This window comes from Chitinimonas sp. BJB300 (genome assembly GCF_002735695.1).
Taxonomy (GTDB): Bacteria; Pseudomonadota; Gammaproteobacteria; order Burkholderiales; family Chitinimonadaceae; genus Chitinimonas.
Map to the genome: position 1 here is coordinate 40,275 of NZ_PDZH01000005.1, position 12,653 is coordinate 52,927.

Consider the following 12,653-nt stretch of genomic DNA (forward strand, 5'->3'; position numbering starts at 1 on the left):
AGCCCTGATCATGACTGCACAGTAAGATCGTAGACAGGTTCTAAGCACATGCGCAACCGCCTCACACTGCCCATACGGGCATGCTGGCGGTATTGGAGTAACAGGTGATGGATGATTGGCGCGAAGTCTATATCGATCAATTTGCGTCCGCAAAGTCCGAAACAGAAGTGTTCAACCAAATGCAACGTATTGCACGGGAACTTGGGTTTGAACACTGTGCTTATGGCATGCGATTGCCACTACCTGTAAGCAACCAGCGTTTTTTCATGATGTCTGATTACCCTGAACATTGGGTTCAGCGCTACGTGGAAAACAACTACTTCGATATCGACCCGACCGTTTTGCACGGGCTGACGGAAACCACTCCATTGCTATGGTCTGCCGACCAGCCAGCCTCTCAGGCTGAATTTTGGGAAGAGGCCCGGCTGCATAAGCTGCGCCATGGTTGGTGCATGCCTGCCCAAGGTAAATATGGCCTGATTGGTTTGTTGTCGCTGGTGCGTTCTGCCGATGCCATCACACCGGTCGAGCGAGATGAGAAGGAACTGCGTATGACCTGGCTGACGCGGCTGGTGCATGGCGCAATGAGCCAACAACTAGCGCCGCAATTGATGCCGGAATGCGAGGCGGAACTGACCACGCGGGAGCGTGAAGTGCTCAAGTGGACATCAACCGGCAAGACCTACACTGAGATCGGCCTCATCCTTGCCATTGATGGGCGCACCGTCAAATTTCATTTGGTGAACGCCATGCGTAAGCTCAATTCAGCCAACAAAACCGAGGCTGCCATTAAGGCGTCCATGCTGGGCATGCTGTTTTAGAACCTGTCTAATTAGTCTGCTGTGCATCGGCAATATGGCGTTGAAAACACCCTCGGAATGCTCATTTACCATTCGTAAACGCCGCTTCCTCGGCTGTTTCCGCCTTATCTTGACTTAGCTCGCGAGACTTTAGACTGGTTCTAACTGTTTAGTCCTGGCAATTGCTGGTTCGGATTAACCTTGAACCTTTCAGGCTCGGTTGTCAGCGTTTGCGCGCGCCCATGATGGACCCCAGCACCCCGCGCAGAATCTGCCTGCCCACTTCATTGGCCATGGTGCGGGCCATGCTCTTGGCGGCGGTTTGTACTACGCCATCATGCTGGCCGCCACGCGGGCCGGTGCTGCCGAACAGGATTTGCCCCAATGCGCCGCCAAAGAAGCCGCCCTCTTCGTTTCCCGGTTGGGCGGTTTGCGGCGTGGTGGTATCGCTCGATGTCGCCGTCACGGTATTGCCACGCAATTTCTCGTAGGCCGACTCGCGGTCTTCCGCTTTTTCGTAATGGCCGTATACCAACGACTGTTGAATTAACGCGGCACGTTCGGCGGGTGTCAGCGGGCCAAGCCGGCAGGCAGGTGGGGTGATAAAAGCACGTTCGACAACCGTAGGGCTGCCCTTGGCGTCGAGGAAGGAAATCAACGCTTCGCCTACGCCCAGTTCCATGATGGCAGTTTCGGCATTGAAGGCCGGGTTGGCGCGCAGGGTTTCGGCCGCTACCTTGACGGCTTTCTGGTCACGCGGGGTGAAGGCACGCAGGGCATGCTGCACCCGGTTGCCCAGCTGGCCGAGGATGGCTTCGGGAATATCGAGCGGGTTCTGAGTGACAAAATAGACGCCGACGCCTTTGGAGCGAATCAACCGTACTACTTGTTCAACTTTCTCCACCAAGGCATCTGGCGCATCGTTGAACAACAGGTGGGCTTCGTCGAAGAAGAACACCAGCTTGGGTTTATCCAGGTCACCCGCTTCGGGAAGTTGCTCGAACAACTCAGACAGCAGCCAAAGCAGGAAGGTGGCATAGAGCTTGGGATTGTTGTAGAGCTTGTCTGCCGCCAGCACATTGACGACACCGTGGCTATTGGCATCGGTTTGCATCAGGTCGGCGATATCGAGCATAGGCTCGCCAAAAAACTGGTCGCTTCCCTGGCTTTCCAAACCCAGCAATCCACGCTGGATAGCGCCAATGCTGGCGGTGGAGATATTGCCGTATTCGGTGGTGAACTGCTTGGCATTGTCTCCCACATGCTGCACCATGGCGCGCAGGTCTTTGAGATCGAGCAGGAGCAGGTTGTTGTCGTCAGCAATCTTGAACACCAGTTGCAATACTCCGGCCTGCACATCGTTTAAGTTGAGCAAACGGCCCAACAGCAGTGGCCCCATGTCCGAAATGGTGGCGCGAACCGGGTGCCCTGCCTGGCCATAGACATCCCAAAAGGCCGCGGGGCTGGCGGCGTAATCCAGTGTCAGGCCCAATTCAGCTAGGCGGGCGTTCAGCTTGGGTGAATCGGCGCCGGCCGCGCCAATCCCCGATAGGTCCCCCTTTACATCGGCCAAGAATACCGGCACGCCGATTTGCGAGAAAGCCTCTGCCATCCGTTGCAGAGTAACGGTCTTGCCGGTGCCCGTCGCGCCGGTAATCAAGCCATGGCGGTTGGCCAGGGCAGGTAACAGGGTCAGGGTCTTATCGCCGGTTTTGGCAATCAGCAAGGGTTCGGTCATGGCGGATATCCTGTGGGCATTAAGGCTGTATTGAATTGAGTCTAGCTGTTCCCTCGCGCCAAGCAGTTTTGGTAGCGTCCATACACCCGTTTGGCAAACCATTCGGTTGTCAGCTTGCGGGTAATCTTGGGGCTACTGAGGCGAATCTGCGGGAAGATGGCCCGGGGCAGCGGCTTGCCTGTAGGCGCTTCCGCCTGGTCGAACACCCGTTTATAGAGCGGCGTCTGTTCAAAGGCATTTTCCTTTTCCAGCAACAGGTCGCGTTCAATCTCGGCGGGGCTGACCTTCAACCGTATCGCCAATGCGCGTAACGCCAACAAGGTGCTGCTGGGGGTTTTGCTGGGCTTGCCTGCCTCGTAGCGCAATAAGTCGCCATCCCTATCCAGCTTGGTCTTACCCAGCTTGGCTACGGCCGCCTGGAATGCGGCATTGCGGCTGGAGAATCGCCCGGCGTTGTAATCGGCAAAACGGTAAGCCATGTCGGTATAGGGCGCACGATAGTGCAGCAGATTGGCTACGCCGAAGTAAGTGCCGCCACGACGGGTAAAGACTTCATGGCGCAGGCTGCCCTTGTAGGTATAGGGGTAGGGCCAGACCTTTGTGTGCCCTAAGGCGAAGTCCACGCTGACCTGCATTGGCCCGCCGGTACGAATGGGGTTCTGCATATTCAGTGGCAGCCCAAGCCGGTCTGCCTCGGCAGCCATGTCTTCAAACAGCAGGTTCATCTGGGTTTCGGTACGCAGTTTGTCGATGCGCTCACGGTAACTACGACCATTGCTTGATGCTCTGCCCAATGCCGCTTTGACGATGGGCAACGGTACACCGTACTTGTCAGCCCGGTTGCCGATTTGTTCCCACACCATGCGATTCAACCCTGGTACGACGGGGTCGGCCTGCCAGCTTGACTCCTGCTCGATCGTGGCGATGGCGGCGCAGAAATATTCCTTGGTGTAGGGGATTTTCAGCCCCTCGAAGGCACCGAAAATATCCTGTGCCCAGCCCGGCCGGTCGTTGACCTTGGCGGGTAACAATTGATTCAGCAGGGCCCGGCCTGCCTGGGCATCACGATAGCCTGTCGCAACCGGTGAAGTGGATTTGGGTGATTCGGCTGCCGGGGTGGGTACCATTGTTGTATCGACAGGTATCGGTGGCTCATTCACCGCTTCTGCCGGCGTTTCGGCAGGAGGTATTGGGCTGGGCGTGCCGATTTCGATGGGGGCGTTATTTGGGCTGGAAGTGGTGCTGGCGCAGCCAACCAATAGGCTGCCAAACACAAGAAGCAAGGGTAGAGAACGTAGGGGCACGATGGGGCTGCTTAGAAGGACCAGGTTGCGATAGTAGCCCTAGGGCTGATTGACGAAAAGCCGCGCCGTGGTGGGCAGGCTCCGTACAATAGCGGCATGACTACCCATCCGCCTTATGAATTATTGACGCCAGACTGCCTGCTTGATGCCATCGACAGCCTGGGCATACGCACCAGTGGCAGCTTGTTGGCGCTCAATAGCTATGAAAACCGTGTTTACCAGGTGGGCATTGATGATGAATTGCCCATTATTGCCAAGTTCTATCGTCCAGCGCGCTGGAGCGACCTGCAAATTCTGGAGGAGCACACCTTTGTAGCAGAACTTGCCGCGCTGGAGATCCCGGTAGTGGGTGCGTTGACCATTGATGAGCAGACCCTGCATCACCGCGCGGGTTTCGCATTTTCGGTCTTTCCCCGCCGCGGTGGCCGTACACCGGAATTGGACGACCCTGCCGTATTGGAATGGCTAGGCCGCTTTCTGGGGCGGATACATGCGGTTGGGCGTGCTCGGCCCTATGTGCATCGCCCGACGCTGGATATCGCTACCTTCGGCGAAGAGCCTATAGCCTGGCTGCTGGACAGCGACTTTATTCCGTCCAATTTACGGGATAGCTACCGGCAGGTAGCCGAGCAGGCGCTGGCTGGCGTACGTGCGTGTTTCGTCCGCGCGGGCCAAGTTGAGCAGATCCGTCTGCATGGCGACTGCCACGCCAGCAACGTGCTGTGGACAGACGCCGGCCCGCATTTTGTCGACTTCGACGATAGTCGCATGGGGCCAGCGATGCAAGACTTGTGGATGCTGCTTTCGGGTGATCGTAGCGACCAGATACGCCAGATGGCGGATATCCTGGCCGGCTATGAGGATTTTTGCGAGTTCAACCATCGCGAACTTCATCTCATCGAAGCGCTGCGCACCTTGCGACTGATCCACTACAGTGCTTGGTTGGCCCGGCGGTGGGGCGATCCTGCTTTTCCACAGGCTTTTTCCTGGTTTGGCACCCCACACTACTGGGAACAGAAGATTCTGGAGTTACGCGAGCAAATCGCCCAGATGGAAGAACCACCCTTGTGGCTTGTTTGAGTAGATGGACGAATGTCCAGGATGCGGCAGCAGGCTACGGGATGCTGGTTAGAAACGAGATTGGTGGAAGTGCCAAGATTGTTACGTGATTTTAGGAATTCATCTCTAATTGTAGAAAATATGAAACCCTATTTCAAAAATAAGGTAGAGATTTGATAGAATGAAAATACTCAATGTAGGACATTATCCTAAATCAGGAGTAATAAATTATGAAGATCGAATCGAAACTGGATATGAGCAGCAGCAATCCAGCATTGAATACAGTATCGAATAATGGATTGGATCTGTATTTTGAAACAATAAGTGCTTTTGATTCAGAAGTATTGTCGTTAAATGAAATTTCTAAAAAAGAAAGTGATAGTAAAGGCATTACTGCTTATTTAGTGGACATGATTATACGCATTGCCCAGACCCTCACGGGATCTTATGGATCAAAGATGTCGTCACATCAAATGAATATGGCATTAGACCGTATATTTTCGCAGGCTGATGACTGGAAGTGTTCCGAGAGCAGAAACGGAAATGGCTTGCCCGATTTTCGAAGTAAGTCACTAGAAAATACTCGATACGTCGTATCTTCATCATGTCATGACTTGCCTGAAAGTGGTTCTGTATTTCAAAGAGGGGGGTCTCTTTCAGTTCCTAAAGTACTTCTCGATATTTGCAACGCTTATCCAGTAGGGGATGTCCGAGCATTGCTACCTGTTGCGCAAGGAAACGATCTTGGATGCTTTGGGCCGCGGGGGCATTTTACTTTATTTGATGTTAAAATAGAAAATGGAAAGATTATCTCGGCGGAGTTAATAGATTCTAAAGGTGGGCTTATCGACCATTTTTATAATGGCAAGGAAAAATTAAAAGACTTAATTCTTGGCAGTGATGGTCTTGGTTGTAATGGGTTGGAAGGGAAAGTTGCAAAAGAATTCAGCGTTGTAACAACTTATCTCGGTCATCAAGGGTTACTCAACGGTAATGATTGTGGACGTCATGTTGTCTATGCAGCAGACACTATTGTAGAAAAAGATAGTTTAAAAAATGCTTCATCAAATGAAGCGAGGCAGTTTTTCAAAGACAATGCGTTAGTTTGACAAACGCCCGTTCCGGGGCAATTGATGGTTTGGATCGGCAATAGGTCACGCTCAACTGCGTCTGCATCTTGCAGACTTTGTTGCTGCCCACAATTTTGCATTTATGCGTAAGGCGCTTAAAGGCATCGCTCCCTATGAAATATTATGGAACGGCGTGAACAGATTGCCCAAATTGGAAGAACCACCCTTGTGGCCAGCCTGATCAGGCCCATATTACAGGGTGGGTTTTCCGATTTTCCTAACCAACTGAGGAACTGTCATGTCGCTTTCCATGTATCAAGCTTCTGTCCCAGTTTTTGTTCGTCTGCTCGGTAATCTCTCCAGCGTGTTGGAGAAAGCCGCAGCCAGTGCTGAAGTACGCAAAATCGACCCTAGCGTGTTCATCAACGCTCGCTTGGCCCCCGACATGTTCCCCCTGGCTCGCCAAGTGCAAATTGCGGCGGATGCAGCTAAAACCTGTACCGCTATGTTGGCTGGCATTGACGTGCCCAGTTACCCCGATACGGAAACAACCTTTGCCGAATTGCAGGCGCGTATCACCAAGACCATTGATTTCATCCAGAGCGTACCCGCCGAGAAGATTAATGGCAGTGAAGCGCGCACCATCACGCTGAAGCGGCGTGACAAGGAAACCGTATTCCAGGGCCAGCCGTATTTGCTGACCTATGTCTTTCCGAATTTCTTTTTCCATATCACTACGACTTACGCCATCTTGCGGCATAACGGCGTAGATATTGGCAAGCGCGATTATCTTGGTCAGTTCTGATATTTTCAGCAGCTAGCCCCAAAAAGCCGACGCAGTAGCGTCGGCTTTTTCATGGTGTTGAGGCCTACTAGCAAGCATTAGTAGACAAATCGTTGCTGCATGTCTTCCAGGTTCAGCTCCTGCAAGATTTGTTCTAATCGGCCCAGTGCATTTTTGCGCGGTGCATTGGTGTAGCGGGCGATGATCAGCTCATTTTTCATCGAGTGCTCCCATCCCACCAGCTCCGTCACTGTAACCTGATAGCCACGGCTTTCTAGCTGCAGGCAGCGCAGTACATTGGTGAGTTGGCTACCGAATTCACGGGTGTGGAGGGGGTGCCGCCAAATTTCGGACAGCGGTGTTTTTCTAAAGGATTCATTTTTGTGTTTGCGCAGCACGGCTGCGACCTCGGCTTGGCAGCAGGGCACCAACACCATAAAGCGGGCTTGTTTTTCCAGGCCGAAGCGAATCGCATCGTCGGTGGCAGTATCGCAGGCGTGCAGCGCGGTGACCATGTCGATTTGCGCGGGCAGATCGCTATTGCTGGTTGATTCGGCGACCGACTGATTTAAAAAGGCCATGCGATCAAACCCCAACCGCAGGGCCAAGTCGCGTGACTTGCCCACGAGGTCTTCGCGCCACTCAATGCCAAAGACGCGGCCTGCTTGGTGCGCTTTCAGCACCAAGTCGTAGAGGATGAAGCCCAGGTAGGATTTGCCTGCGCCGTGGTCGGCCAAGCTGACATCACCTTTGTCGGCCAGCACTTCTTCCAACAATGGCTCAATGAACTGAACCAGATGGTAGACCTGCTTAAGCTTGCGTCGGCTATCTTGGTTGAGCTTGCCGTCACGCGTGAGGATGTGCAGTTCTTTCAGTAGCTCGATCGACTGACCGGGCCGGATTTCCGGGATATTGCTCACGATAATGTCCTGATTTTTCAGGGCGCTATTTTAGCAAGCATGGCCTTGGACTTTGAGGCTAATTCATCTTCGTAAAGAAAATTAGGCGCTACCGCAGGCAGCCTGGCGTTCCCTTGGCTACTTGCGATAGGCATGGGGGCGTCAGGCAGGGGTATTGGCGCGTGCCAATTCCAGCAACCGGGCAAAACGCGGTACTACCTCATGGTTGCCTAAGCCAAGCAGGCTATTGCCCACGGTTAGCTCGGTGGAACTCCAGCCGGGCACGACGGCCGGTTGGACCATGTCGATGATCCAATGCCGGTCGCTAGCGGCAATCTGGTCGCGCGCCTGCATCACGGCTTCAGCTGGGGCATCGAAATACAGATGACACATATTGGTTTGGGGTACGGCAGGGTTGATGCGCAACCCCTCGATGCCGGCAAGCCCTTCCGCCAGTGCAACTGTACGCCGGTAGCAAGCGGGCAACTGTTCCAGGCGCGTATCAAAATGCATGGCGGCTGAGGCAATCATGGGGCTTTGCTGGGACAGCGTGCCACCAAAGCGCCGCCGCCACAGTCGTGCTTGCTCGATAAAGTCGGTTTCACCCACCAATACTGCACCGGCTATGCCGCCTATGCCCTTGTACATCGAGACATAAACCGAATCGAAACCGGCGCAAATCTCGGCATGACTGCGACCGTAGAAGGGTTGGCTCTCCCACAACCGCGCGCCGTCCATATGCAGTGGAATCTTGCGTGCGTGTGCTGCTGCCTTGAGCGTTTCCAATTCATCCCAGCTTGGCAGCTGGCCGCCAGCATAGCGAACGGGTAGTTCTGCGATGAGGCAAGCCAACGGTTGCGTACAGGTATCCAGATCGCTGGCCAGCAGCGGGCGCAGGCGGCTGCCAATGGGTACGCCATGCAGTTGCAGCAGGGCTTGATAGGCTTCTTCTTCCACCAATAGCAAATGAGATAACGGGTGCATGCCGATACGCCGCACACCCGTCCGGTCGGACCACAACTGGACAGCAATCAGTTGCGCCATGATCCCACTGGGCAAAAACAAACCGGCTGGTTTGCCCAGCAAGGTGGCGATCTTGGTTTCAAAGTCGGCAATCAGCGCGCCACTGCCGTAGCTATCGCGCTTCAGGTCATGCTGGGCGCACCAGTCCGCCATGGCGCGGAATTCATCAGCGAGGCTGAGCGCAGTAAAACCATTGTAGTTGATGTGGCATTGCTGACGAATCAATGCAGGCTGAAGAAATGAAGGTGTTGGCATTTTATACTTCGATGGTTGTAGGTTTATCGCTATGTTCAGAAGTGCTGAGTTTAGATTTTCTGTCCAGAATATAGTTGTGGTTATTTTGGCAATTTACGAAATTTTGCCGTCGCACTCACCTATAATCTTCAAAATTATAAGAGCTTAAGTCAGATGAATGATGCTGAATGTCTATTTGTGCGAATATATTGAGCTAAAATACAGTCTCTAATTTGTAGTCATGAGTGTGAAATAAGTAAAATTATACAGTGCAGACGGAGTAAGTTTGGCTTTGAATTAACAGTTATTACGCTATGCATATAAATAAGGGTGGCTATGGAAAACTATCAGTCTGTTTCGCCCCTACACATGCTTGCAAGAGATTATTATAATGATGCAGTCCAATTTTCTGTACGCTTTGACTTACTATGGGAAGCTGCAAGTCTATCGAGCAAGACGGGACGCATAAAGTCTTTTGTTGACTTGCTAATGGGGTGCGAATGTATATTGAAATGCGATGTAATTCTTAGTCGTTTGAACGATACTCCTGCAGAGTTACTCAGGAAAATAAAAACGCATAACATTAAAACTTTGGCAAAACATATAAAGTCGCCGGGCAATAAAAACCACTATGAAGGCTTGACAGAAAGACTGGGTGATATGCACGTCGATTTGCGCTATGCATTTGATTCTAATCAGTTCTTCTTTTCTTTTTCTGAAAACCAAGGGTATAAAAATTACTTAAAAACGATAGGAAATAATTCGTGGGTCATGGCGATTAGAAAAGATTTAGATACGTTCATTGATGATTGTGGAGGTAAGCTTGGTGGGTTTGTAACTGACGATTTGAATCTGCTTTTTAAGAATGAAATCGACATGTATTGTCTTTATAAAAATAAAAAAATTTCCAAATGATATTTACCTTATCCGTTTTAATTAGATGTTAATTTTATTGGTAAAGTCAGGTTGTATATCCTCATTAGCGCCTCATTACAACGTCTATTTTTTGATTTGTTTATCAAGTGAGATCATTAATCTAGCCTTTTTAACTGCCAAACCAGACATCGGTTGTTCGCAGGCATAGCATGGTCCTCCAGCAGGACCAAGCCTGCCGCTGCCGCCAGTTCAAACACAGCTTCAAAATCACGAATACCCATGCCAGGGTCCCGCGCCATGAGCGAGGCATCGAATGCGGCGTTGCTGGTGCTGGTGTATTTGCCCTGGTAATTGAAGGGGCCATAAATCACCACGGTGGCATTGGGCATTAAGAGCGTGGGCAACGCCGCGAACAACTTTTCGACTTCCGGCCAATGCATGATGTGCAGGGTATTGGCGCTGAATACGCCATCAAATTGGATTTCAGGCCAAGCGTCGTTGACATCAAAGGTTAGCGGTTGTGGTGTGTTGGGCAGTTTTGCCTCGGCCAGCCAAAGCCGGATACCGGGCAGGTTGTCGGCCCGGTCTGCCGTTTGCCAAGTCAGATATGGCATGGCTGCGGCAAAGTGTATGGCGTGTTGGCCTGTGCCACTGCCTATTTCCAGGATGCGATGGCAGGCAGCAAACCGTTTGCGCAGTATGGCCAGGATGGGTTCACGGTTGCGCTCGCAAGCGGGAGAGTGGGGCTTATCCATAAGGTGCTCGTCTACTGGAACCAAGTATTCAGCCTAGCCGAATACGCACGCCTTGGGTGCTGCTGGCGATACCCGCTTCAATGACTCGCATGACGGCCAATGCTTCGCTTGGTGGAACCGGGTTTTTACCGTGGCCCAGCAGGGCGTCGCGGATGGCAGTGTAGTAGGCAGTGTATTGGCCATCAGGCAGGTTGAGGTTACGTTGGCCGGTTTCCGTAAACAGCGTGGCTTGGCGCGGGTCGACCGCCCAGCCTGTCTCGCCAGGCCTTATACCCGCCTTGAGCTGGTCTTCCTGCACATCCAGTCCCTTTATCAATAGGCTGCCTGCTGTGCCTGCAGCCAGGAAGCGTGGTGAGCCGCCTGCCATGAGACAGCTTGCCCCAAGGACAACGCGCTTGTCAGGATAGTGCAGCACAGCGAATGCATCGTCCGCAGCCTCAGCACCATCACGGCGGGCGTGGATATCGGCGGTGATGGCTTCGGGGTGGCCGAATAGTTGCAGCGCTTGGTCAATCAGGTGTGGGCCGAGGTCAAACCAATTGCCTGAGCCCGGTACGGCAGACTCGCGCCAGCGTTTACGCACCAAGGGGCGAAAGCGGTCATAGCGCGACTCAAACTGCGTGATGTGCCCCAGTGCGCCATCGACCAGCAATTGTTTAAGCAGCAGGAAGTCGCTATCCCAACGTCGATTGTGAAAGGCGGACAATAATCGATCGGTTTGACTTGCTGCCGCTTGTAAAGCTTCTGCTTCGGCCACATTTAAGGTAAAGGGTTTATCGACAACCAGATGCTTGCCGGCGCGCAGGGCGGCCCGGGCGAGGGGATAATGGCTGGCATTGGGCGTAGCCAGTACGACCAGGTCGATGTCTGCGCGTGCGAACAGGATTTCCGGTGTTTCACACAGCTGGGCCGCTGGATAGTCGGTAGCGACAAGATCAACCTGGCTGCTGGCAACGGCTGTTAATGCCAGGCCAGGTGTTGCCGTGATGAGTGGAGCATGGAATGTGCGGCCGGAATAACCGTAGCCGACAAGTCCTACCTTGAGTAAGCGAGACAATATATTTCTCCTGAGACGTGCGCACTGTGTTTTGTATCGCAGACGGGCTGGCTTGTCGCCTACGAAATAAGTATCAAGCCTGGAGAAACTCCTAGGTGAGTTTGTGGTCTTACCAAGTCGCGCGTCGTTAGAATGCGGTCAGTAGTTAATTAAATTAAGGGATATCCAGGTATGAAACAGCTTCTATTTACCTTGTTTGCAGTCTTTCTGAGCGTGAGCTTCATGGCCGTGGATGCCGAAGCCAAGCGTTTTGGCGGTGGTAAATCTTCCGGTATGCAGCGCAGCGCACCCCAGCGTGACGCTACGCCGCAGCGGCCAAACCAAGCCCAACCGGCTGCGGCCCCTGCCACGCCGAAGCGCAACTGGATGGGCCCGCTCGCGGGCCTGGCTGCAGGTTTGGGGCTGGCGGCCTTGTTTTCGCACCTCGGTATGGGCGCAGGCTTTTCCAATTTCATCATGATGGCCTTGCTGGCGGTGGCGGCTTTCGCAGTTATCGGTTTCATCATGCGTCGCATGCGGTCTACGCCTGCTGCACCTAAGGCGCAGCTTGCAGGTGGTGTTAACGAGCCCGTCCAGTTCCATTCGCAGCAGCAACAGCCGTATGGTTCGGTGAACGATACGCCGAATTCGAGCTTCAGCGCAGCGCCGGTGAATACCACACCCGCTCCGGCTCAGTTCCCGGCTGGGTTTGATGCGGATGCTTTTGTCCGGGTCGCCAAACTGAACTTCATGCGTTTGCAGGCTGCTTACGATAAAGCTGACATTGACGATATCCGTGAGTTCACTTCGCCCGAGATGTTTGCCGAAATCAAGTTGCAACTTGGTGAACGCAAAGGCGCCGCCAACGATACCGATGTGGTGCAAGTTGATGCGGAAGTGGTTGATTACGCGCAGGAAGGCCGTCGCGATATCGCCAGTGTGCGTTTCCAAGGTTTGATTCGCGAGTCCAAGGATGCCAGCGCTGAACGCTTTGACGAGACTTGGCACTTGAGCCGTAACAATGATGGCAAGGCAGGTTGGGTTGTGGCAGGGATTCAACAAAACGGTTAAACGT

Annotated in this window: 12 protein-coding genes; 6 read left to right on the forward strand and 6 right to left on the reverse strand. The window is 53.1% G+C overall.

All coding sequences use genetic code 11. From position 1 onward, the window contains the following. Positions 1 to 107 precede the first annotated feature (107 nt). Positions 108 to 821 (forward strand): LuxR family transcriptional regulator, encoded by a 714-nt coding sequence (locus CSQ89_RS01615; RefSeq protein ID WP_099404447.1) that lies wholly within the window; start codon positions 108 to 110, stop codon positions 819 to 821. Between the two features lie 202 nt (positions 822 to 1,023). Here the strand turns inward: CSQ89_RS01615 and CSQ89_RS01620 are convergent, their stop codons facing one another. After that, on the reverse strand, positions 1,024 to 2,538 hold the full coding sequence (locus CSQ89_RS01620) for a helicase HerA-like domain-containing protein (protein WP_099404448.1): 1,515 nt from the start codon (positions 2,536 to 2,538) through the stop codon (positions 1,024 to 1,026). A gap of 41 nt (positions 2,539 to 2,579) precedes the next feature. After that, positions 2,580 to 3,842, reverse strand: coding sequence for a DUF1615 family protein (locus CSQ89_RS01625; protein WP_099404449.1), 1,263 nt, complete (start codon positions 3,840 to 3,842; stop codon positions 2,580 to 2,582). A 96-nt stretch (positions 3,843 to 3,938) separates the two neighbouring features. Between CSQ89_RS01625 and CSQ89_RS01630 the strand changes: the two genes are divergently transcribed. The 3 genes from CSQ89_RS01630 to CSQ89_RS01640 all read left to right on the forward strand — a co-directional run bounded on the left by CSQ89_RS01630 (position 3,939) and on the right by CSQ89_RS01640 (position 6,776). Then, positions 3,939 to 4,922 (forward strand): serine/threonine protein kinase, encoded by a 984-nt coding sequence (locus tag CSQ89_RS01630; RefSeq protein ID WP_099404450.1) that lies wholly within the window; start codon positions 3,939 to 3,941, stop codon positions 4,920 to 4,922. Between the two features lie 209 nt (positions 4,923 to 5,131). Further along, entirely contained in the window at positions 5,132 to 6,010 is an 879-nt protein-coding gene (locus CSQ89_RS01635) for a hypothetical protein (protein ID WP_099404451.1), read from the forward strand. A gap of 259 nt (positions 6,011 to 6,269) precedes the next feature. Continuing rightward, the gene (locus CSQ89_RS01640) at positions 6,270 to 6,776 is read left to right on the forward strand and encodes a DUF1993 domain-containing protein (RefSeq protein WP_099404452.1); all 507 of its coding nucleotides are present in this window, start codon (positions 6,270 to 6,272) and stop codon (positions 6,774 to 6,776) included. Positions 6,777 to 6,853: 77 nt separating this feature from the next. On the opposite strand, the gene CSQ89_RS01645 is transcribed toward CSQ89_RS01640, so the two are convergent. Continuing rightward, complete coding sequence (locus CSQ89_RS01645; RefSeq protein ID WP_099404453.1) at positions 6,854 to 7,675, reverse strand: class I SAM-dependent methyltransferase; 822 nt, start codon at positions 7,673 to 7,675, stop codon at positions 6,854 to 6,856. Positions 7,676 to 7,816: 141 nt separating this feature from the next. Further along, positions 7,817 to 8,932, reverse strand: a complete 1,116-nt coding sequence (locus CSQ89_RS01650; protein WP_099404454.1) for a threonine aldolase family protein — start codon at positions 8,930 to 8,932, stop codon at positions 7,817 to 7,819. A gap of 315 nt (positions 8,933 to 9,247) precedes the next feature. Here CSQ89_RS01650 and CSQ89_RS01655 point away from each other — a divergent pair, with 315 nt between their 5' ends. Further along, positions 9,248 to 9,826 (forward strand): hypothetical protein, encoded by a 579-nt coding sequence (locus CSQ89_RS01655; RefSeq protein ID WP_139022765.1) that lies wholly within the window; start codon positions 9,248 to 9,250, stop codon positions 9,824 to 9,826. A 116-nt stretch (positions 9,827 to 9,942) separates the two neighbouring features. Here CSQ89_RS01655 and CSQ89_RS01660 read toward each other — a convergent pair whose 3' ends face one another. Together CSQ89_RS01660 and CSQ89_RS01665 are read right to left on the reverse strand one after the other, a co-directional pair. Continuing rightward, positions 9,943 to 10,542: a DUF938 domain-containing protein gene (locus tag CSQ89_RS01660; RefSeq protein ID WP_099404456.1), complete on the reverse strand. Its 600-nt coding sequence runs from the start codon at positions 10,540 to 10,542 to the stop codon at positions 9,943 to 9,945. A gap of 28 nt (positions 10,543 to 10,570) precedes the next feature. Beyond that, positions 10,571 to 11,599, reverse strand: coding sequence for an oxidoreductase (locus tag CSQ89_RS01665; protein WP_099404457.1), 1,029 nt, complete (start codon positions 11,597 to 11,599; stop codon positions 10,571 to 10,573). Positions 11,600 to 11,770: 171 nt separating this feature from the next. Here CSQ89_RS01665 and CSQ89_RS01670 point away from each other — a divergent pair, with 171 nt between their 5' ends. After that, complete coding sequence (locus tag CSQ89_RS01670; protein ID WP_099404458.1) at positions 11,771 to 12,649, forward strand: Tim44 domain-containing protein; 879 nt, start codon at positions 11,771 to 11,773, stop codon at positions 12,647 to 12,649. The last annotated feature ends 4 nt before the right edge of the window (positions 12,650 to 12,653 follow it).